Origin of the sequence: Pseudobutyrivibrio xylanivorans, from assembly GCF_008935055.1 — a bacterium.
Lineage (GTDB): Bacteria > Bacillota > Clostridia > Lachnospirales > Lachnospiraceae > Pseudobutyrivibrio > Pseudobutyrivibrio xylanivorans_A.
In genome coordinates this window covers 3,070,395-3,094,172 of sequence record NZ_CP043028.1, presented here as the reverse complement: position 1 = coordinate 3,094,172, position 23,778 = coordinate 3,070,395, and the positions used below count along the sequence as shown (strand labels likewise).

Sequence of the window (23,778 nt, the reverse complement as noted above, 5' to 3'; positions counted from 1 at the left end):
TAAGAACTTAGAGAAAACAGATGTGAACAATATTTCTTATTGATTCAGTGAATATAGTGAAAACGATACTGAATCAATTAGAAATATGTGAGCATCGGTAGGTATTAGGAGATTTTATGGGAGATTTTAATTTAAAGGATACTCCATGGGACGGACTGCATGAGGAGTGCGGCGTCTTTGCGATGTATGATTTTGATGGCGGAGATGTTGCCTCCTCTATTTATTATGGCCTTTTTGCTTTACAGCATAGAGGGCAGGAGAGCTGTGGCATCGCCGTTTCAGATACCAATGGCCCAAAGCGTAATTATGCACTGCACAAAGACATGGGCCTTGTAAATGAAGTATTCAATCAGGAAATCCTTGAGAGTATGCATGGTGACATCGGCGTTGGACATACCAGATATTCTACCGCAGGTTCATCCTGCCGTGAGAATGCACAGCCACTTGTACTTTCATATTGGAAGGGACTTCTTGGAATGGCACACAACGGAAATCTTATCAATGCGGAGGAGCTTCGCGATGAGCTTTCTATGACAGGTGCCATTTTCCAGACTACTATTGATTCCGAGACTATTGCATATATTATTGCCAGAGAGCGTCTCAAGAGCGCAACTGTTGAAGAGGCTGTTGCAAGAACCTGCGACAAGATTAAGGGAGCATATTCACTTGTAGTTATGTCGCCTCGTAAGCTCATTGCAGCTCGTGACCCACAGGGCTTCAGACCGCTTTGCTTGGGAAAGCGTGATAATGCTTATGTTATCGCATCAGAGACCTGTGCTCTTGATACAATTGGTGCAGAGTATATTCGTGATATTGAGCCAGGAGAGATAGTTACAATTTCTCCTGACTTTGGAATTAAATCTGACAAGAGCAGATGCGTCCCAAAGGAAAAGCACGGACGTTGTATCTTTGAATACATCTATTTTGCTCGCCCTGATAGTGATATCGACGGAATCTCTGTTTATGAGTCACGTATCAAGGCCGGACGTTTCCTTGCACAGGATTCACCTGTGGAGGCAGATTTGGTTGTAGGCGTTCCAGAATCAGGAAATGCAGCTGCAATGGGGTATTCATTGGAATCTGGTATTCCATATGGCACAGCTTTCGTGAAAAACAGCTATGTGGGACGTACATTTATTAAGCCTAAGCAGGCCAGCAGACAATCATCAGTTCAGGTGAAGCTGAATGCCCTTCGTGAGGTGGTTAATGGCAAGCGAATCATCATGATTGACGATTCAATTGTTCGCGGTACAACATCTGATCGCATCGTTAAGATGCTTCGAGATGCTGGCGCAACAGAGGTTCATGTGCGTATTTCATCACCACCATTCTTATGGCCATGCTACTTCGGTACAGATGTACCTTGCCGTGAGCAGCTCATTGCATACAAGCATTCAGTAGACGAAATTTGCGCGATTATCGGCGCAGATTCGCTTGCGTACCTTGGCTTCGACAGACTATCAGAGATGGTAGATGGAATGGAGATATGCCATGGATGCTTCGACGGAAACTACCCAATCGAGCCACCAACCCGCGATATCCGTGGTGAATACGATAAATAAAGTCGTAGCCGCTGCATAGGGCTACCGCTATGTATATTAGCCAAATGTAGCTATCTAGCTCTATGTGTTACTTAAGCGAAGCATTTTACGCTGAGCGGAGTAATACATAGGCTTGAGAGCGTAACATTTGGCGGTAGATAAAATGTAAGGAGAGAATTATGTCAGATACAAGTAGATACACCAGCCCACTTTCGGAGAGATACGCCAGCAAGGAGATGCAGTACATCTTCAGTCAGGATAAGAAGTTTTCGACCTGGCGTAGACTTTGGATTGCTCTTGCTGAGACTGAGATGGAACTTGGCCTCTCACAGGATGGTAAGCCTGTAATCACTCAGGAGATGATTGACGAGATGAAGCAGCACATCGAGGATATTAATTATGATGTTGCAAAGGCTCGTGAGAAGGAAGTTCGCCATGATGTAATGAGCCACGTATATGCTTATGGACAGCAGTGTCCAAAGGCTGCTGGCATCATTCATCTTGGAGCAACAAGCTGCTACGTTGGTGACAATACAGATATTATTATCATGCGTGATGCGCTTCTTCTTATCAGAAAGAAGCTTGTAAATGTAATTGCAGAGCTTGCAAACTTTGCTGAGAAGTACAAGGCACAGCCAACACTTGCCTTTACACATTTTCAGCCAGCACAGCCTACCACAGTAGGAAAGCGTGCAACTCTTTGGCTCAATGAGTTCGTAATGGACCTTGAAGACCTTGATTATGTACTTTCTACTCTTAAGCTTCTTGGCTCAAAGGGAACAACAGGTACTCAGGCAAGCTTCCTCGAGCTTTTCAATGGAGACCACGATACAATCGATAAGATCGACCCAACTATTGCAAAGAAGATGGGATTTGAGGCTTGCTACCCAGTTTCTGGCCAGACCTATTCACGTAAGGTTGATACCAGAGTTTGCAACATCCTTGCAGGTATTGCAGCATCTGCTCACAAGATGTCAAATGACATTCGTCTACTTCAGCATTTGAAGGAAGTAGAGGAGCCATTTGAGAAGAGCCAGATTGGTTCATCTGCTATGGCTTACAAGCGTAATCCTATGAGAAGCGAGAGAATTGCATCTCTTTCAAGATACGTAATGATTGATGCTTTGAATCCAGCAATCACATCAGCTACACAGTGGTTTGAGCGTACACTTGATGATTCAGCAAACAAGCGTCTTTCTATTGCAGAGGGCTTCCTTGCAACTGATGGTGTACTTGACCTTTGCTTGAACGTAGTAGATGGTCTTGTGGTTTACGACAAGGTTATCACAAAGCGTCTTATGTCAGAGCTTCCATTCATGGCAACTGAGAATATCATGATGGATGCAGTTAAGCTTGGCGGAAACCGTCAGGAGCTTCACGAGAAGATTAGAACTCTTTCTATGGAAGCTGGCAAGAATGTTAAGGTAGAGGGCAAGGAGAATAACCTCTTAGAGCTCATCGCTGCGGATGATGAGTTCCCAATGGGCCTTGAGGAGCTTGAGGCTACAATGGAGCCTAGCCGCTACGTTGGCCGCAGCCCTCGTCAGGTAGAGGTTTACCTCCGCGATGTTATTACACCAATCCTTGATGCAAACAAGGACGTTCTTGGTGTTAAAGCTGAGATTAATGTATAGATTCTTGAAAAACATCAGTTTTTCAGGAATCGTAAATACCATGAAAATAGATTTATCTATTTTCATGTCCTGCAAAGCAGGATTCTTGCTGACAATTTCCTTGTTTGGTCAGCAAGAAGTCATAGGTTTTTGATTTTCCTCAGAAAATCAAGAACCGGACATGGACCAATATTTTCTGAAAGAAAATATTGCTTGGCAAAGCCAAGTTCTTGTGGGCTTTTTCCTTAAGTAGCCCACAAGAAGTCATAAAATATAATTTTGAATCCGAGAAGGGGCTGTGAAATAATCAGCTCATGAAAAAAAGAGAAGTAATAGCTGGAAACAGCCGATTACTTCTCTTTTTTCATGGTAAAATATTACCATGATCAATCAAACCAATTCTTATAATACTCTAAATCAGGGCGTTTTACCATTTTTTATTTCAGATTGCTTGGATATCTGTGATCCGGTTTTTACTTTTGACGAACTCGTGGGAGGTATGAATCTTGAGAAGTATCTGAAAAATGTGCCAGAGCATAAGCTTGGCAGAATCAGATATAATCCAGTCAAAATGTTGAAAACCGTACTATTCGGTTTTATGAGTGAAGGATATATTTCACTAAGAGGACTTCAAGAAAACTGTAGGGTTAACATTCGATTTATGTATCTTATGGACAGGGAAACTCCTTCTTACAGAACCTTCAGCTATTTCATAAACGATGTGTTAAAGGATTCAATAGAGGATATTTTCAATGATATTAATCAGGAAATATTCAGCAGGCATAAAGTTGACCTGAATCATCTTTATATTGATGGTTCGAAGTTTGAAGCTAATGCTAACAAATATACTTGGGTATGGAAGAAGGCCACGGAAAAATCCCGTTACCGTCTTTTTGAAAAGATTACTAAATTACTGCAAGAAATCAACAGCGATCTTCAGTGGAGCGGAATCAAGATTGAGACTAATACAGAGTACATGCCTGAATATATGCGCCAGATAACAGAACGGTTTTCTGAGATATGGAAGCTTGATACTTCAACTTTTGTTTCAGGAAAAGGACATAGGAAAACCGTCCAGCAGAGACAGTACGAAAAGCTTGTAGAGTACACAACAAAGCTCAATGAATATGTCACAAAAATCAGCATCTGTGGAGAAAACAGGAACAGCTATTCAAAGACAGATCCTTCCGCTACATTCATGAGAATAAAGACCGACTACATGGGAAACGACCAGCTTCTTCCCGCATACAACGTTCAGATTGGTGTAGCTGATGAATACATAGCAGTTGTTGATGTTAATCAATACAGATCTGACATGGACTGCTTCATACCGTTGATGAATAAGTATTATGAAACATATGGCTTTTATCCAAAATATCCTGTGGCTGATGCTGGATATGGCTCGTTCAATAATTATATCTTTTGCGAGCAAAAAGGCATGAAAAAGTACATGAAGTTCACAATGTTTAAAAAGGAGACGACCGATAAGAAATATCACAACGATCCATTCAGAGCTGTTAATTTTGAGATCGGTGATGATGGGAAAATGCGTTGTCCTAATGGGAGGAGCTTCAACTTTCTATACAGGCAGCATGTAAAAGGAAACCAGTATGGCCGGCAAGAAGAAGTCTATCAGTGTGAAGACTGCAGTGGTTGTCCCTATGCATCGAAGTGTAAGAAAACAGATAAAAACAAAACCGTAAGAATAAACGAAGAACTGACCGCTATGCATCAGGAGGTTATAAATAATCTTGAAAGCATCCAGGGAGCACTCCTTAGAATGAACAGATCCATTCAAGCGGAAGGTACTTTCGGAATCATAAAAAATGATCGTTGGTATAAAAGAATAGTCCGAAAAGGAATAGAATCCGTAAAACTTGAGGTTCTTTTGGTTTCAATAGGTCATAACTTATATAAATATCACAATAAAAAGATGCGTCTCCAAGAAGCTGCCTAATCAAAAAAGTTTGTAGTTTTTTGGGGAAAGGGGCATTATACTCTATTTTTGCCAGAAACAGCATACCTCACAAAAAATGATATAAAAAGGGAGCTGGAAAAAATGATTATCTCATTTTTTCACAGCCCCTTTTTTTGCGTCTTTTGTGGTTAGAAAAGTCTAGTCACTGGAGCTTTTTTCATATATCATAACAGTTGAAATAAATGTTAAGGGGATGACTAATGAATAGAGACAAAATGTTTTCTGATAGAGCCTTCTTAAAGAGGCTTTTTAATTTGGCTTTACCGCTTGCGTTTCAGGCGTTGATGTTGGCACTTGTTGCAGCTTGTGATGCTGTAATGCTTGGCAGGGTAGAGCAGAATTCTATGGCGGCAGTTTCTCTTGCCACTCAAATCCAGTTTATTCAAAATATGATGCTTTGTGCAGTTACTGGCTCCATTTCGATTTTGGGCGCACAGTACTGGGGCAAGGGCGATAAGGAAACTATCCATAAAATCTTTGGTATGAGTATTCGTATTGCTGTTGTAATTTCTGCAATTTTTGCTATAGCCTGTATTGCCTTTCCTACGTATCTTATGCAAATATTTTCAGGAGATGCTGATTTGATTTCAATCGGCGCAAGCTACCTAAGAATTGCCGGATGGTCTTATCTTTTGACAGGATTGTCGCAGTGTTATCTTGGAATGATGCGTGTTACCGACCATGCTGATAGATGTGCAATCATAAGCTCTGGTGCTGTAATTATAAATATTATTTTAAATGGCATTTTTATCTTTGGATTCATGGGCATTCCTGCCATGGGTGCAAGAGGTGCCGCTTATGCCACTTTATTTGCCCGTATAATCGAATTGTTAGGGGCTGTTATTTCATCTTATCAAAAGGATTTCATACATCCTACATTTAAGGACCTTCTTGTACACGACGCCATGCTTGCAAAGGATTATGTGAAATGTGGTTTGCCTATTGCTGGGGCTGCTATGTTCTGGGGCGTAGGCTTCACATCCTATACAGCTATCATGGGACATATGGGTGCAGATGCCGCCGCAGCCAATTCTGTAGCAGCTGTAGTACGTGACCTAATGTGCTGCCTCTGTGATGGTATCAGCGCTGCCGGAGGAATTGTCATTGGAAATGAGCTAGGCTCTGGTGATTTGGAAAAGGGTAAGCTTTACGGTGGAAGAGTATCAAAGATTTCTGTATTTCTTGGATTTTTCTCCACCGCAGTTGTTTTGCTTGTGACTCCGTTTGTTGTGAATTACATGATTTTGACAGATAAAGCCAGAACATATCTTGTGGGAATGATGATTATAATGTCCATATACATGATAGGACGCTGCATAAATACTGTTGTTATCAATGGCGTGTTTGCTGCCGGTGGTGATACTTTATTTGACGTATATAGTCTTGCCGTATGTATGTGGTGCCTGGCCGTTCCATTAGCCTTGCTTGGAGCCTTTGTGTTCCACTGGCCAGTGCTTATGGTTTATGCCTGCACATGCGTAGATGAAGTTGGCAAGCTGCCATGGGTGTTCTATCACTACAAGAAATATAAGTGGGTGAAGGACCTAACACGTTAAAAAAGTCAACAGGATTTTTTTGCGAAACCATCTACAAAATAATACTAATTGATTAGGTTGATGATTGAGTTGTTGTAAAACGCTCACATCGACCTTTCTTTTTACTTAAATTTTCGTTGCATTTGTGATTAGTTTTCATGGAAGATAATCACAAAAAGGCTCATAAATGCCGTATTTATGCGGTTTCTACGAAATATCACAAATCATTTTCTGTAACTATTTACAAAAGTGAATTAATTCTAGTTTCCTTATTGACGGTGAAATTAAAAACAGTTAATGTATTAACAGTGTTAAGTAATTAACACTTGAAAGACAAATTGGCCAAATAAAATATGAGCATAATATTGCTCAAGTACAAACCTAGGGGTGTATGAACATGAAAAAAATAAAAGAGGTTGCTGGAAACAACACTAGCGATCTTGTGGAGATGAATCGTTCCGCTATCGTTAGAATTCTCCAGCAGATGGATGTTTGCTCCAGAGCAGACATTGCAAAGATTACAGGCCTGACACAGGCCTCAATTACAAAAATCGTGGCAGTTCTGATAGATATGGGAATTGTTACAGAGGTTGGATTTGTAAAGGGCGAAGGAAATCGACGCTCAATCGGTCTGAGACTTAATGCTGAGAAAAACCTTGTAATCGGTGTGAAGTTTTCAAGACACGTATTTTCCATAGGAGTTTTTGATATCCGTGGAAAGGTCTACACACAGCAGGAGACAGAATTCGGTTTGGATGAGTTCGCATCAGATGTTGTAGTAGAAATGAAAAAGCAGATTCATGATCTGCTTAAGAAATACAAAAATGTAGTTGCGATAGGCTTTGCAGTTCCGGGTCCTTATCTTCGAAAGGAAGGAAGAATTGCACTTGTAACCAAGATGCCTAGCTGGCAGAATGTCAATTTTGTAGAGGAGTTTGAAAATGAATTTGACAAGCCAGTATTTATTGAGCAGGATGCCAACGCAGGAGCCTTAGCAGAGTGGTGGTTTGGAAATCATGGTAGACCAATTAATTCCCTAGCATACTTTTTAGCAGGTGAAGGCGTTGGCTCAGGAATAGTCGACCACGACAGATTGATTCTTGGAAACTTGGGAATCGCCAGTGAGATTGGTCACATCAGTATTGATGTAAAGGGGCCAGCTTGCGAATGTGGGAACAAAGGTTGTTTGGAGCTTTACTGTTCTGCAAACGCATTATTAAAAAAGGCTGAAGAGATTCTTCCAGAATTGTTTGAGGAAGAATATGAAAATAGATGGGAGGCTTGCAACAGAGTTTTCCTTGCAGCAAAGGAGGGCAATGAAAAAGCCCTGGAGCTGACAGAAGAAATTGCTGAATATTTGGGATACGGATGTGTGACACTTATCAATGCATACGACCCAGAAATAATTGTTATTGGGGACAGCATTTCGCAGGGAGGAGATCTTCTTCTTCCAACGATCAATAAAATAGTCAAAGAGAGAGTGATACCTGAAATCAGCGGTAAGGTTCAAATCAAAATCTCAAAGCTGACTGTTGATCCAACGCTTTACGGTGCAGCGGCCATTGCCACCGACAAAGTACTTAGGAAACCAAGCGAGTATCTAGTTTCAAAGTAGAAATCTGGAGAACGCTTTTGGCTTATAAAGGGAGGATTTTTATTATGGAACACAATTCTTACATCCTTCAGATGCAGGGGATTACAAAGGAATTTCCTGGAGTAAAGGCACTTGATGATGTTACTCTTGAAGTTCGACAGGGTTCCATTCACGCAATTTGCGGCGAGAATGGTGCAGGTAAATCCACGCTGATGAAGGTTCTATCTGGTGTTTATCCTCATGGCACGTATGATGGCAAAATCATCTATATGGGCAAGGAGATGAAATTCAAAAACATCAAGGAATCAGAGAATGCTGGAATCGCAATTATCCATCAGGAGCTGACGATGATTCCCGAGCTTTCAATCACAGAAAACATTTTCATGGGAAATGAGATTGCGAAGCGAGGACTCATCGACTGGCCTGAGGAAAGACGCAGAACCAGTGAGATTCTAAAAAAGGTAGGTCTTACCATCAATCCTGATACATTAATCAAACATTTAGGAGTGGGACAACAGCAGCTTGTAGAAATTGCGAAGGCTTTATCAAAGAATGTTAAGCTTTTGATTTTGGATGAGCCTACATCGGCACTTAATGAAGCTGATTCGGCTAACCTTCTTGAATTGATGAAGGGGCTTAGAGATAAGGGCATAACCTGTATCATGATTTCTCACAAGCTTAATGAGATTGCAGATGTTTCGGATGCGGTTACAGTTATTCGAGATGGTCACACAGTCGAAAGCTATGATGTTGAAGGCGGAAAGGTTGATGAGGACCAAATCATTAAGTCAATGGTTGGTCGTTCTATCGAGAACCGATACCCAGAGCACGAGCCAAAGATTGGCGAGGTTATCTTCGAGGTTGAAAACTGGTGTGTTGAGGATCCTGAGGTTGAAGGTCGAATGGTTTGCAAGAATTCTAAGTTCAACGTTAGGGCTGGAGAGATTGTAGGTTTTGCTGGACTGATGGGTGCTGGACGAACAGAGCTTATGCGTTCACTCTTTGGAAAAAACTATGGAATTTACAAGAGTGGAACTGTAAAGATTAAAGGCCGTGAAGTAAAGCTGAATTCAGTGGAGCAGGCAATCAAAAATGGTTTGGCTTACGTTCCAGAGGATAGAAAGAATCTTGGACTAAATCTTTTGGATTCAATTAGGAAAACAGTAGTTTCTGCTGACCTTGACAAGATTACTAAGAATGGTCTTTTAAGTCCTGATATGGAGCTTTCGGCAGCTGAGGAATACAGAAAATCCTTAAAGATAAAAACAGCAGGTGTAGATGTTGGAGTAACAACGCTTTCAGGTGGAAATCAGCAGAAGGTTGTTCTTTCAAAATGGATGTTCACCGAGCCTGATGTTTTGATTTTGGACGAGCCAACCAGAGGTATTGATGTTGGTGCCAAGTACGAGATCTACAAGCTGATTCATCAGTTGGCTGACCAGGGGAAGGCAGTTATTCTGGTATCTTCTGAATTACCGGAGCTGCTTGGTATGGCTGATAGAATTTATACAATTTTTGAGGGCACAATTACAGGTGAGCTTCTTGCCAGTGAGGCAAATCAGGAAAGCCTGATGAAGAAGATGACAATCACTTCGAATTCTTAAGGTATTGGGAAAGGATGGAATAATTATGAAATATGTGAAACAGGTATTGGGCGGAGACCTTCGTCAATACACAATGGTTCTTGCTTTAGCTTTATTGATACTAATTTTTAATGTGATTTCTGGAGGAAGAATGCTTACATCATCAAACTTCCAGAATCTATTATCAGGAAATGCATACGTCCTCGTGCTTGCACTTGGAATGCTTATGGTAATCGTAATCGGACAAATTGACTTGTCTGTCGGATCGGTGGCAGGTTTCGCCGGAATGGTAATGGCGCTGGTAGCTAAAAACTACAATGTGCCTTGGTGGGTAGCAGTTCTCATTGCACTTGCAATCGGTCTTCTTGCTGGTGCATGGCACGGCTTTTTCCTTTCACAGCTAGGAATTCCTGGATTCATTACAACACTTGGTGGAATGATGATTTTCCGTGGTGGCGTTATTTGGATTTCACATTCAATTTCAGTTCCAGCTCCAGAAGAATTGAAGTGGTTTGGTGCAGGCTACTTACCTGAATGGGGTCCTTCATTTACAGGAATGAATAACTCGACACTTTTACTTGGTATTATTGGAATTGTAGCTTTTGCAGTTGCACAGCTTCGCAAATACAACAGCACAAAGAACAATGCAGTTGAGGTAACTCCTTTCTGGGCAGTGATTGTAAGAATTGTTCTTATGACAATTATTATTGGATATTTTACATATCTTTTTGGTTCAGGAAGAGTGGGAACATCTTTCCCAGTACCAGGTTTGATTCTTTTACTTTTAACAATTGTTTACCACATCATTACACAGCGCACCAAGTTTGGTCGTCACGTATATGCTGTTGGTGGTAACAAGGCCGCAGCAGCTTTATCTGGTGTAAATGTTAAGAAAACATATTTCCTTACAATGATGAACATGTCTTTCCTTGCAGCTGTTGCAGGTATCCTTTTCGTAGGACGTTCAACAGCAGCAGGTCCTGCTGATGGTACATCATGGGAGATGGATGCAATCGCATCTGTATTCATCGGTGGTGCTGCTGTATCAGGTGGTGTTGGAACAATTCTTGCAACAATCGTCGGTGGTCTCGTAATGGCAGTGCTCAACAACGGACTTATGCTCATGGGTGTTGGTGCTGATAAGACACAGGTTATAAAGGGCTTCGTACTTCTTGCAGCTGTAGCATTTGATGTTTACAACAAGAAGAGTGGAAAGAACTCAATCATCGGACGTCTCTTCCCAAGCAAGGAAGCAAAATAATGGGGGTACGACTCAGTCAAAAGAGTCTTACACATACAAAGTGTATTTAAAGAAGGAGGATGTATTAATGAAAAAAAGAACACTTTTGTCAATGGCGATGGTAGCAACAATGGCGCTTGCTACATTAACAGGATGTGGTGGAAGCAGAGAGGGGGCAGCTTCTACAGACACAGCAGCAGACACAACTGCTCAGACAGAGGAAGCAGCTGCTACAGATGACAGCGCGACAGTAGCAGAATTCCCAGGATTTGAAGAGGGAGCAACAATTGGTGTATCTCTTCCATGGCTTGGAACTCAGAACTGGAAAGAGGCAGAGGAGATGTTCACAGCACAGCTTGAGGAAGCTGGCTACAAGCCAATCGTTCAGGCTGCTGACCAGAAGGTTACACAGCAGCAACAGCAGATCGAGTCAATGATTGAGAACGGTGCAAAGGTTATCGTTGTTGGACCTGTTGATGGTTCACAGCTTGGTTCAGTTCTTGAGCAGGCTAAGGAAGCTGGCGTATATGTAATCGGTTATGACCGACTTCTTGAGAACACAACAGGTGTTGACGGTGTAGTTCAGTTTGGTTCTGTAAAGACTGGTGAGCTTCAGGCACAGGCACTTCTTCAGGGACTTGAGGAATTAAAGGGTGAGGCTCCATACAACATCGAGCTTTTCGGTGGTGGCCCTGCTGATCCTAACGCTCCTAACTTCTTCAAGGGCGCTATGTCAGTGTTGCAGCCAAAGATTGATGATGGTACATTAGTAGTAGTATCAGGTCAGACAGACTTTACTCAGTGCGCAACTGTTGATTGGGACAATGCAAAGGCTCAGTCGAGAATGGATTCACTTATTTCTGGTTTCTACTCAGACAAGGAAATCGATGGTGTTCTTTCACCTAACGATGGTATCGCTCGAGCAATCATCACATCTTGCGAGAACGCAGGTCAGGATATCCCTGTAGTTTCTGGTCTTGATGCTGAGAACGAGTCAGTTGAGTGGGTATGGTCAGGCCGTCAGTATTCTACAGTAGCAAAGCCAACTCAGGATCTTGTAGCTAAGACAATCGAGATTATCGATTCACTTCAGGCTGGTAATGGAATGCCTTCAACAGATGTAACAGCAGATAATGGTGTTATCGATGTTAATATCTATGAGCTTCCACCAGTAGTTGTTACAAAGGACAATGCAAAGGAAGTATTTGCAAATGATCCATCAAGATTAGAGCTTTTAAAGTAAGCTGAAACAATTTTCTTTTTCATCTTTAAAATAGGGGAGCAGGCTCATCCCTGCTCCCCTAAATAAATTAGTCAGGAGAGTTAGATCGTGGAAAAAACAATTGATGTTGTTGCATTAGGTGAACTTTTAATTGATATGACAAATAATGGAGTGTCTGCGACAGGCAACACATTATTTGAGGCAAATCCAGGAGGAGCACCTTGTAATGTATTGGCAATGCTGAAGAAATTCAATCATTCAGTAGGCTTTATTGGAAAGGTCGGAGATGACATTTTCGGTAACAAGCTTAAGGCTACAATTGAAGAGGTTGGAATTAACACAGAGGGCTTAGTTGTTGATAAAGAGGCTAGAACAACATTAGCTTTTGTTGAGACCTTCCCAGATGGTGATAGAGATTTTTCTTTCTATCGCAACCCAGGTGCCGATATGATGCTCACAAAGAACGAGGTAAAGGTTGACCTGATTAAACAGGCAAAGGTTTTTCACTTTGGAACTCTTTCAATGACTCACTCAGCAGTCAGAGAGGCTACACTTTTTGCCCTTGAGGAGGCAAAGAAGGCTGGTTGTCTTATCACCTTTGATCCAAATCTTCGAGAGCCACTTTGGAACAGTTTGGATGAGGCAAAGGAGCAGATTCTTGCAGGAATGGAATATTGTGATTACCTGAAGATTTCTGATAATGAAATCCAGTGGCTTACAGGCGAAGAGGATTACAACGCTGGCGTACACAAGCTTCGTGAAAGCTACAATATTCCTCTTATCACTGTTTCTATGGGCAAGGAAGGCAGCCGTGCATTCTACTATGGAGCAGATGGAAATGGTGATGAAATAATCGTAGATGTTAAGCCATTCCTTTCTGACAAGACCATCGAGACAACAGGTGCTGGAGATACATTCTGTGGAACAGTAATTCACTATATCCTTGAGACAGGACTTGCAAACTTTGATGAGGCAAAGCTTACAGAAATGCTTACATTTGCAAATGGTGCTGCTTCACTTATTACAAGAGTAAAGGGCGCTCTCAAGGTTATGCCTGAGATTTCTGCTGTAAAAGAATTGATTGGTAAATAGGTGACATTATGAGTTACCAGATTGTATTTAGCGATATTGATGGTACACTTTTAAACAGTAACCATCGAATGCTTGATGGAACCTTAGAGGCTGTTAAAAGCTTGCAAAAAAGGGATATCCCCTTTTTTATAGTGACAGCCAGAGGACCATCGGGAGTATATCCTCTTTTTAGAAGATACAATTTTATTTGTCCTATTGTATGTTTCAGTGGAGCATTGATTTTAGATGAGCATGGCAATGTGATTTATTCCAAGGGCGTCAGCAAAGACACCACAGCAAAAATCATTGATTATGTTGAAGCATCTGGATTTGACTGCACCTGGAATGTATATTCCATGGATAGCTGGATAGTAAACAATAGGACAGACCCAAGGATTATAAATGAGGAAAATATTGTAGAGGTTCAATCTACAGTGGGTACAGTTGATGACCTTCCTGACGGGGCAGAGATAGGAAAGATACTGTGCATGTGCAATCCTGATAAAACTGATGAGATAGAAGCTGGCCTTAGAAAAAGATTTCCATCTTTATCTATAGTCAGGTCATCAGATATCCTTGTGGAGGTTATGGAGAAGGGGGTTACGAAAGGGCAAAGTGTTAAAATCATCTGTGATAAACTGGGGATAAATCCAGATGATGCAATTGCCTTTGGAGACCATTATAATGATATTGAGATGTTAAAGGCAGTAGGGATGCCTTTTCTAATGGACAACGCACCTATGGAACTGAAAGCACAGTTTCCTGCAGAGAACATCACAGATGGCTTCGATGACGAAGGCATCTACAACGCCTTAAAAAAGATAGGGATGATTTAAACCAAGGGAGGTTTTTACATGAAAAAATACATTCTAAACACAAGTGAAAACATCCAATTTCTAAAAGAGTGCTGCGGCACTCTTTTGTCATTTGGACACAAATTTCCAGCACCGGGAGGTGGTTCATACTATCTGGGTGATGATGGCACACCATGGAAAGACAGACCACGGGAAACTTGGATTACAAGCAGAATGCTTCATGTGTATTCTATTGGATGTATGCTTGGGCATGATGGAAGTGAGGCACTTGCTGATGCAGCACTAAAGGGGCTGACTGGTGAGTTGCATGACATGGAAAATGGTGGATGGTATGCAGGTTTAGCTTCTGATGGAAAGCCTCTGCCTACAAAACAGTGCTATGCTCACGCTTTTGTAATACTGGCTGCAAGCTCTGCCGTTTTAGCAAATAGACCAGATGCGACGGAACTTCTTGAGGAGGCAATTCGTATATACGATAAATACTTTTGGGATGAAGAGCTTGGACTTTCTGTTGATACATGGAATACAGAGTTTACTGAACTAGATGATTATCGGGGTATCAATGCCAACATGCACACAGTAGAAGCATTTCTTGCGGCTGCTGATGTTTTAAAAGATGAAAAATATCGTGTTCGTGCAGGCAGAATTACTGATAGAGTAATTGGCTGGGCGAAGGACAATGAGTATAGAATTCCAGAACATTTTACAAAGGATTGGCAGCCAAATCTTGAATGTAATAAGGAAAAGCCTGATGACCCGTTTAAGCCTTACGGAGCTACACCAGGTCATGGTATTGAATGGGCGAGACTTATTGTTCAGTGGGCAACATCCTCAAAGTCTTTGTCGGAGGAGGAGAGAAGAGGATACATTGACGTTGCGGAGAATCTATACAACAGAGCAATAGAAGATGGTTGGAATGCTGACGGGGCACCAGGCATTTGCTATACCACAGGCTGGGATGGAAAGCCAATTGTTCATGACAGAATGCACTGGACTTTGGCGGAGGCAATCAACTCTTCGGCAGTTCTATATCGTGTTACTGGCAAGGAGAAATATGCAAAGGATTACGAAGCTTTCATGGAATATCTGGATGCTTATGTAATTGACCATGTGAATGGCTCCTGGTTCCATCAGTTGGACTACAATAATAAATTGCTTACCACTGTTTGGCCAGGTAAATCAGATCTTTATCACGCACTTCAGGCCACGCTGATTCCATACAATGAAAAAATAGGGTTATCGATTGCACCTGCATTAAGTAAATTTCTCCTATAAAAAAATATATGCCAGCGTGTTCTTGCACGCTGGTATTTTTATGGGTAAAATAATGTTTGTTTGATTAACAAAAATTTATTGCACTAAAGTGCTAAATGATGTAAAATCGTCTCTAGGTTGCGTAGCAAGGACAAATGTCCGCGAGCACTGAACGTTTACACCGAAAGGAGAATATAAGAAATGAAATTTCAGAGTAGTTATTTACAGCGTGTTTATGACGGTCTTGAGTCAAGAAACGCAGAGCAGAAGGAATTCCTTCAGGCAGTTAGCGAGGTTTTAGAGTCATTAGAGCCTGTTGTTGCTGCAAACCCAAAGCTTGAAGAGCTTGGAGTTATCGAGAGAATCGTTGAGCCAGAGCGTATCATCCAGTTCAGAGTTTCTTGGGTTGATGACCAGGGTAAGGTTCAGGTAAATCGCGGTTATAGAGTACAGTTCAATTCAGCAATTGGACCATATAAGGGAGGTCTCAGACTTCATCCTTCAGTAAATCTTTCAGTTATCAAGTTCTTAGGCTTCGAGCAGATTTTCAAGAACTCACTTACAACACTTCCAATCGGTGGTGGTAAGGGTGGTTCTGACTTCGATCCTAAGGGCAAGTCAGATATGGAAATCATGCGTTTCTGCCAGTCATTTATGACAGAGCTTGCTAAGCACATCGGTGCTGACACAGACGTTCCAGCTGGTGATATCGGTGTTGGTGCACGTGAGATTGGTTTCATGTATGGTCAGTACAAGAGACTTCGCAATGAGTTCACAGGCGTTCTCACAGGTAAGGGACTTTCTTACGGTGGATCACTTGCTCGTACTCAGGCTACAGGCTACGGTGTTTGCTACTTCACACAGGAGATGCTTAAGTCTGCAAAGAACACTTCATTTGAGGGCAAGACAGTAGCTGTTTCAGGTGCTGGTAACGTTGCTATCTATGCTATCGAGAAGGCATATCAGCTTGGTGCAAAGCCAGTTACATGCTCTGATTCTACTGGTTGGGTTTACGATCCAGAGGGAATCGATCTTGAGCTTCTTAAGGACCTCAAGGAGGTTAAGAGAGCACGTCTTTCTGAGTACGTTAAGACTCGCACAAATGCTGAGTACCACGAGAAGAAGAACGGCGAGCACGGCGTATGGCAGTACAAGGTAGACATCGCTCTTCCATGTGCTACACAGAACGAGCTTGATGAGAACGATGCTAAGATGCTTATCGACAACGGCGTTATCGCAGTAGCTGAGGGCGCTAATATGCCTTCAACTCCAGAGGCTGTTGCTGCATTCCAGAAGGCTGGCGTTCTCTTTGGACCAGCTAAGGCTGCAAATGCTGGTGGTGTTGCTACATCAGCTCTTGAGATGTCACAGAACTCTGAGAGACTCCACTGGTCATTCGAAGAAGTTGATTCTAAGCTTAAGGGCATCATGGAAGGTATCTTCCACGCATGTGATGATGCTTCTAAGAAGTATGGCATGGAAGGCAACTATGTTGCAGGTGCTAACATCGCAGGTTTCGAGAAGGTTGCAGACGCAATGATAGCACAGGGTATTGCTTACTAATTCAAATCTAAATAAATAATTGAATTCTTGTCCCCAGAGTCCCGTAGACTCTGGGGATTTTTGCGTTTAATCATCGTTTTATCCAATTTTTGGCAAAAACGTCTCAATTCTGGCAAATGTTTGGTTATAAAACCTATTCAAAAATTAAAAAATGATGCTAAAATAACTGTAATATTAAAATTGTTATAAAATAGCCGCAGATTGGGAAAGTTTTGAGGTAAAGTAATGTCTAAGAAAAAGGTAGAAAGTTTATTGAAAGGTGTAGCGATTACAGGTGCCACAGTTGGCGGAGCGTCGGTACTTGGTGATGCTAATTTAGCATATGCTGCTGAGCTTGGTGAAGAGCAGGCAATGGCTAGTGCCCAGGGCGTTATTACAGTTGAAGTAGTACAGGAGCAGGCAAAGCAGGTTGTTGAAACTTCTATTCAAAATGTTCAGGAGGAGACAGCTAAGGAGTCAGTTCAGGAGCAGTCAAAGATAGAAACAGAAAAGCAGGCAGAGGAGATTGAGTCAGATATAACAGCATCTAGCGAATCAGCTAGTGAGTCCTCAGCAGCACAGACTTCTGAAGTATCATCAGAGTCTGAGATGGCAAGCACATCTTCTTCTGAAGAGGAGTCTATGATTGAATCTACATCTGAATCATCAAGTGATTCGCTCTCGGAGGAAGATGCTAATATTGCATCCGCTTCAACATCTGCCTTAGAGTCTTTAGCTTCAGAGAATGACAGCTTGGCAAGTACATCAGTTTCAGATTCAGAAAGACTTGCATCAGAAAGTACTAGCCTATCTACAGCTATGTCTGAGGCACAGGAGACTTTTGATTCAGCTTCAACCTCTTTTTCTGAGGCAGGACTTGAGAACGATTATCTTGAAAACCTCATCAAGGAAATCGAGGCGGCTCAGGAAGCATTAAAGGCTGCTCAGGAGCAGGCTGCAAAAAATGGAGAAAACCTCAATAAATCTCCAATGTCAAATAATTATTATACCTATGGTGATAGACTTTCCAATTTGCTTATTCAATATTCCTTCTATCAGGAAGGATATGTTGGCGAAATCCTTTACAGTGACTGGGATACCAGTAACTATTATTCAAACAGTGTCAAGGTATCATACATGGACGCTGCAGGCGAGACAAAGTATGCATATTTTGATTATGTAACAGTAGATCAGAATGGTGATGCCCTGGTTCCAGGCGTTACTACAGGCTGGGGTGTAAATGACGATCCAAATGTTGTTTCTGGCATCATGGTTGTAAGGAAGAATGTTCAGTACACTGACGGCGCTGGAAATATCCTTTCATGGAAATATGAGGATACTAAGGCCGCTGATGGAAGCACTAAGACAGTATGCAAGTATTACGTCAATGGATACCAACTGACAGGTGATGTTTCTGTTAAGCTCAATGATGATGCAACATATACACTTTCCTGGAAAGAAGGCAGAGAAAGCATCTCAGTAAATCAAACATCTTACAACCAATTTACTGATTCAAAGGGCAATGAGTTTAAGGAGCTTTCAAGCAATGCTACAAAGGAAGGTAATTGGAATAATACTTTCCAGGGACTATATCAGAATTATGCAAATGATAATGTTGGTGTCATAACTACAGATTCAAATGGTAATGCTGAATATATTGATCTTGTTGATTTAAACGGAAATACAGTTAGTCTTGTAACAGCCCATGGTGATGGACAGAATAATCAGTGGTCATGGAAGGGTGATTACACAGCTATTTCTGTTGGTGGTAAGACATATTATTACCAGGGATCAGAATTGCGCAATAATGGTGATGGAACATATACTTTAGAAGCTACTCTTGATAAGAAAGGCTCAAGTTACGAGAGACAGTATCTTATTTTTAAAGCTGCTAATAAGTCTTCAATTCAGAGTGTAAATTACAATCCAATGTTTGCTGTTAAGGCACAGTCGCAGGATGACATTTACTATAATAATAACGGCGAAGGCAGGGACGGAAATTTTGCTATTAAGGGAGTTGAGTATTATACAGAAAATGACTTTAATGCAGGTAGAGATGATTATCATGAAGCAAGAAGTTCTGTAACTTCATTTTCTCAGTCAGTTAGTGAAATCGCTTCACAGTCAACTAAGTGGTCTGAGTCAGCTAGCGCAAGCTATGCAGCTTCTGAGTCTGCATCAACAAGCAGAATGATGTCTCTTTCAGAGAGTGCAATGCAGTCAGAGAGCGCTTCAGTTTCAAGAAGTATGTCTTTATCTGAAAGTTCAGCTGCATCTCAGTCTGCATCAGAGTCAAGATCTGAGAGTGCAAGTTTAAGCAGCTCAAACAGCCAGAGTGTATCAAGCAGTTTGAGCAACTCAACATCTGAATCAGCTTCAACAAGCATGAGCAATTCAGAGAGTATGAGCACATCAGTATCAGAGAGCACAAGTGAATCAAATTCAGAAAGTGCATCAATAAGTGAAAGCAATTCAGAATCAACTAGTACTTCAGTAAGTGAATCAGATAGCCAGAGCGCATCAGCTTCTGAGTCAACATCAGCTAGTCAGAGTGAATCTGAGTCAACAAGCCAGAGTAATTCTGAATCTGAGTCAGCATCAGAGTCTGAGTCAGAATCAGAGAGTACATCTGAAAGTGAGAGTATTTCTGAATTTATAGCAGCAAGTGAGAGTGCCTCAGATAGTGCAAGCAATTCAGAGAGTATGAGCACATCAGCATCAGAGAGTGAATCAACTTCTGAAAGTGAAAGCACTTCAGAGTCAGCAAGTACATCAGATAGCCAGAGCACATCAGTTTCAGAGAGTGCATCAACTTCTGAAAGCACAAGTACTTCAGAGTCAACAAGTGTTTCAGATAGCCAGAGCACATCAGAGTCTGAATCAGAGAGCGCATCTACAAGTGAGAGTACTTCAGTAAGTGATAGTGAATCTGAAAGCCAGAGTATATCTGAATCTGAGAGCACATCCGAGTCAGAGTCTGAATCAGAGAGCGCATCTACAAGTGAGAGTACTTCAGTAAGTGATAGTGAATCTGAAAGCCAGAGTATATCTGAATCTGAGAGCACATCCGAGTCAGAGTCTGAATCAGAGAGTACATCTGAAAGTGAGAGTATTTCTGAGTTTATAGCAGCAAGTGAGAGCACTTCTGATAGCATGAGCAATTCTGAGTCTGTTAGTACAAGTGAAAGTGTTTCAGAGTCAGAAAGTACATCAACTAGTGAAAGTGCTTCAGAATCAACAAGTACTTCAATAAGTGATAGTGAATCAGAAAGCCAGAGTATATTAGAATCTGAATCAGCTTCAGATAGTGTAAGTACTTCAGAGAGTATGAGTACATCAGCATCAGAGAGTACATCTGAAAGTGAGAGTATTTCTGAGTTTATAGCAGCAAGTGAGAGCACATCTGAAAGTGTAAGCAATTCAGAGAGTATGAGCACATCAGCATCAGAGAGTGAATCAACTTCTGAAAGCACAAGTGAATCTGAATCAACAAGCCAGAGTGTATCAGCATCTGAGTCAGCTTCAGAGTCTGAGTCTACATCAGAGAGTACATCTGAAAGTGAAAGTGCATCAGAGTCAACAAGTACTTCAGAAAGTGAAAGTGCATCAGAGAGCCAGAGCACATCTATAAGTGAGAGCACTTTTGAAAGTGTAAGCAATTCAGAGAGTATGAGTACATCAGCATCAGAGAGTGAATCAACTTCTGAAAGTGAAAGTACTTCAGAGTCGACAAGTGTTTCAGATAGCCAGAGCACATCAGAGTCTGAATCAGAGAGCGCATCTACAAGTGAGAGTACTTCAGTAAGTGATAGTGAGTCAGAGAGCCAGAGCACATCAATTTCAGAAAGTGTATCAACTTCTGAAAGCACAAGTACTTCAGAGTCAACAAGTGTTTCAGATAGCCAGAGTGCATCAGAGTCTGAGTCAACATCAGAATCTGAATCAGAGAGTACATCTGAAAGTGAAAGTACTTCAGAGTCAGCAAGTACATCAGATAGCCAGAGTGCATCAGAGTCTGAGTCAGAGAGTGCATCTACAAGTGAGAGTATTTCTGAGTTTATAGCAGCAAGTGAGAGTACTTCTGATAGCATGAGCAATTCTGAGTCTGTTAGTACAAGTGAAAGTGTTTCAGAGTCAGAAAGTACATCAACTAGTGAAAGTGCATCAGAGTCAACAAGTACTTCAGAAAGTGAAAGTGCATCAGAGAGCCAGAGTACATCAGAGTCTGAATCAGAGAGTGCATCAACTTCTGAAAGCACAAGTGTTTCAGAGTCAACAAGTACTTCAGTAAGTGATAGTGAATCAGAAAGCCAGAGTATATCAGAATCTGAATCAGCTTCAGATAGTCAGAGCACATCAGAATCTGAATCTGAGTCTGAATCAGAGAGCACATCTATAAGTGAGAGCACTTCAGATAGTGTAAGTACTTCAGAGAGTATGAGTACATCAGCATCAGAGAGTGAATCAACTTCTGAAAGTGAAAGTGCTTCAGAGTCAACTAGTACTTCAGAGTCGACAAGTGCATCAACTAGTGAAAGTGCTTCAGAATCAACAAGTACTTCAATAAGTGATAGTGAATCAGAAAGCCAGAGTGTATCAGCATCTGAGTCAGCTTCAGAGTCTGAGTCTACATCAGAGAGTACATCTATAAGTGAGAGCATTTCTGAAAGTGTAAGCAATTCAGAGAGTGCATCAACTTCTGAAAGTGAAAGTGCATCAGATAGCCAGAGCACATCAGAGTCTGAATCAGAGAGTGCATCAGAGTCTGAGTCAACATCAGAGTCTGAATCAGAGAGCACATCTATAAGTGAGAGCACTTCAGATAGTGTAAGTACTTCAGAGAGTATGAGTACATCAGCATCAGAGAGTGAATCAACTTCTGAAAGTGAAAGTACTTCAGAGTCAACTAGTACTTCAGAAAGTGAGAGTGCATCAGAGAGTGAATCAACTTCTGAAAGTGAAAGTACTTCAGAGTCAACTAGTACTTCAGAAAGTGAGAGTGCATCAGAGAGTGAATCAACTTCTGAAAGTACAAGTACTTCAGAGTCAACAAGTGTTTCAGATAGCCAGAGTTCATCAGAGTCTGAGTCAACATCAGAGTCTGAATCAGAGAGTACATCTGAAAGTGAGAGTATTTCTGAGTTTATAGCAGCAAGTGAGAGCACTTCAGATAGTGTTAGTACTTCAGAGAGTATGAGTACATCAGCATCAGAGAGTGAATCAACTTCTGAAAGTACAAGTACTTCAGAGTCGACAAGTGTTTCAGATAGCCAGAGCACATCAGAGTCTGAATCAGAGAGTACATCTGAAAGTGAAAGTACTTCAGAGTCGACAAGTGTTTCAGATAGCCAGAGCACATCAGAGTCTGAATCAGAGAGTGCATCTACAAGTGAGAGTGCTTCAATAAGTGATAGTGAATCAGAAAGCCAGAGTGCATCAGCATCTGAGTTAGCTTCAGAGTCTGAGTCTACATCAGAGAGTACATCTATAAGTGAGAGTACTTCAGTAAGTGATAGTGAGTCAGAGAGCCAGAGCACATCAGTTTCAGAGAGTGCATCAACTTCTGAAAGCACAAGTGAATCTGAGTCAACAAGCCAGAGTGTATCAGCATCTGAGTCAGCTTCAGAATCTGAGTCTACATCAGAGAGTACATCTATAAGTGAGAGCACTTCTGAAAGTGTAAGCAATTCAGAGAGCCAGAGCACATCAGTTTCAGAGAGTGCTTCAGAAAGCACAAGCACCTCAGCAAGCATTTCAGAGAGCATTAGACTTTCCGAGTCAGCAAGTGCATCTGCAAGAATTAGTGAGCTTGAGAGCCAGTCAGCATCAACAAGTGCAAGTTTGTCAGAGTCACTTAGTGCAAGCACATCTGCATCAGAGAGTGCATCAATTTCTGAAAGCATAAGTGCATCAAACTCAGAAAGTGCATCACTTAGTGAAAGCTTTGCAGCAAGTGTAAGTGCATCAGAGTCAGCAAGTGCTTCTTCAAGAATAAGCGAATTGGAGAGCATCTCTGAGTCATATAGCATGAGTCAGTCAGCGTCAGTGAGTGCAAGTGAGTCTGAAAGTATCTCAGCAAGATTGAGTCAGCTTGAGTCACTTAGCGAAAGTCTTTCAGTTTCAGAGAGTGCAGCAGTGAGTCAGTCTGCATCAGCTTCACTTAGTGCTAGTGCATCAGAAAGCATGAGTCAGTCAGATTCATTAAGCAATTCATTATCAGAGTCAGCCGCAGCTGCTGCCTTCACAAGCAACAATGGTAACGGATCAGGAAATGGTTCAAGCAGCAATGTTTCAGCAAGTGAGAATAACAGCCCAGCAAGCACAAGCAGTGCAACTCAGTTTGATGTAGCTTCAAATACGATTGCTCCTGCAGAAGCTGATACATTTATAAATACAAACAGCTTCAATGAAATTGATAATGCTGATGAAGAGACCATCAGAACAACAACATTCAAAGAGGTGGATAGCGATATTTCACTTTCAGATACAAAGGTTCCACTTGCAGTTGTTCTCGATGATTCTATGAAGACAGATGAGGTAGTGACAATTGAAGATGACGAGACTCCACTAGGAATTTCAAAATCAGCTGTTGGTTCAAGAGTATGGTGGTATTGGATTATTATCATCATAAGTGCTGTATCTGGAAAGATCGCTAAGGAAAAGAAGAATAAAGTGGTAAAAGTCTTAAATGATGAGGAATAATTCACAGAAGAGTGTGGATTGTATTTAAGATTTTCTCTATAATAAAGAGAGTAGGAAGCTTTTCGTGACCTACTCTCTTTAGTTTTAT

13 protein-coding genes are annotated in these 23,778 nt (G+C 41.5%); all 13 read left to right on the top strand.

The annotated features are described in order from the left end of the window. The first annotated feature begins 116 nt into the window (after nucleotides 1-116). The 13 genes from purF to FXF36_RS16395 all read left to right on the top strand — a co-directional run bounded on the left by purF (nucleotide 117) and on the right by FXF36_RS16395 (nucleotide 23,690). Entirely contained in the window at nucleotides 117-1,562 is a 1,446-nt protein-coding gene (gene purF, locus FXF36_RS13865) for an amidophosphoribosyltransferase (protein ID WP_151625074.1), read from the top strand. Between the two features lie 158 nt (nucleotides 1,563-1,720). Continuing rightward, nucleotides 1,721-3,175 carry an adenylosuccinate lyase gene (gene purB / locus FXF36_RS13860; RefSeq protein ID WP_151625072.1) on the top strand — a complete coding sequence of 485 codons (1,455 nt, stop codon included), beginning with the start codon at nucleotides 1,721-1,723 and terminating at the stop codon, nucleotides 3,173-3,175. A gap of 361 nt (nucleotides 3,176-3,536) precedes the next feature. Continuing rightward, nucleotides 3,537-5,111 carry an IS1182 family transposase gene (locus FXF36_RS13855; RefSeq protein ID WP_151623185.1) on the top strand — a complete coding sequence of 525 codons (1,575 nt, stop codon included), beginning with the start codon at nucleotides 3,537-3,539 and terminating at the stop codon, nucleotides 5,109-5,111. A 221-nt stretch (nucleotides 5,112-5,332) separates the two neighbouring features. Next, nucleotides 5,333-6,688: an MATE family efflux transporter gene (locus FXF36_RS13850; protein WP_151625070.1), complete on the top strand. Its 1,356-nt coding sequence runs from the start codon at nucleotides 5,333-5,335 to the stop codon at nucleotides 6,686-6,688. A gap of 376 nt (nucleotides 6,689-7,064) precedes the next feature. After that, a complete protein-coding gene (locus FXF36_RS13845; RefSeq protein ID WP_151625068.1) occupies nucleotides 7,065-8,282 on the top strand; it encodes an ROK family transcriptional regulator in 1,218 nt (405 codons plus the stop codon). A 44-nt stretch (nucleotides 8,283-8,326) separates the two neighbouring features. Then, nucleotides 8,327-9,865 carry a multiple monosaccharide ABC transporter ATP-binding protein gene (gene mmsA / locus FXF36_RS13840; protein WP_151625066.1) on the top strand — a complete coding sequence of 513 codons (1,539 nt, stop codon included), beginning with the start codon at nucleotides 8,327-8,329 and terminating at the stop codon, nucleotides 9,863-9,865. Between the two features lie 25 nt (nucleotides 9,866-9,890). Continuing rightward, nucleotides 9,891-11,105, top strand: a complete 1,215-nt coding sequence (locus FXF36_RS13835) for a sugar ABC transporter permease (protein ID WP_151625064.1) — start codon at nucleotides 9,891-9,893, stop codon at nucleotides 11,103-11,105. 67 nt (nucleotides 11,106-11,172) lie between these two features. Next, complete coding sequence (locus tag FXF36_RS13830; RefSeq protein WP_151625062.1) at nucleotides 11,173-12,327, top strand: substrate-binding domain-containing protein; 1,155 nt, start codon at nucleotides 11,173-11,175, stop codon at nucleotides 12,325-12,327. An 84-nt stretch (nucleotides 12,328-12,411) separates the two neighbouring features. Continuing rightward, a complete protein-coding gene (locus FXF36_RS13825; protein ID WP_420330103.1) occupies nucleotides 12,412-13,398 on the top strand; it encodes a carbohydrate kinase family protein in 987 nt (328 codons plus the stop codon). A gap of 8 nt (nucleotides 13,399-13,406) precedes the next feature. Continuing rightward, nucleotides 13,407-14,213 (top strand): Cof-type HAD-IIB family hydrolase, encoded by an 807-nt coding sequence (locus tag FXF36_RS13820; protein WP_151625059.1) that lies wholly within the window; start codon nucleotides 13,407-13,409, stop codon nucleotides 14,211-14,213. An 18-nt stretch (nucleotides 14,214-14,231) separates the two neighbouring features. Next, entirely contained in the window at nucleotides 14,232-15,467 is a 1,236-nt protein-coding gene (locus tag FXF36_RS13815; RefSeq protein ID WP_151625057.1) for an AGE family epimerase/isomerase, read from the top strand. A 180-nt stretch (nucleotides 15,468-15,647) separates the two neighbouring features. Further along, nucleotides 15,648-17,009, top strand: coding sequence for an NADP-specific glutamate dehydrogenase (gene gdhA, locus FXF36_RS13810; protein ID WP_151625056.1), 1,362 nt, complete (start codon nucleotides 15,648-15,650; stop codon nucleotides 17,007-17,009). A gap of 225 nt (nucleotides 17,010-17,234) precedes the next feature. After that, nucleotides 17,235-23,690: an accessory Sec-dependent LPXTG-anchored adhesin gene (locus FXF36_RS16395; protein ID WP_167511395.1), complete on the top strand. Its 6,456-nt coding sequence runs from the start codon at nucleotides 17,235-17,237 to the stop codon at nucleotides 23,688-23,690. The last annotated feature ends 88 nt before the right edge of the window (nucleotides 23,691-23,778 follow it).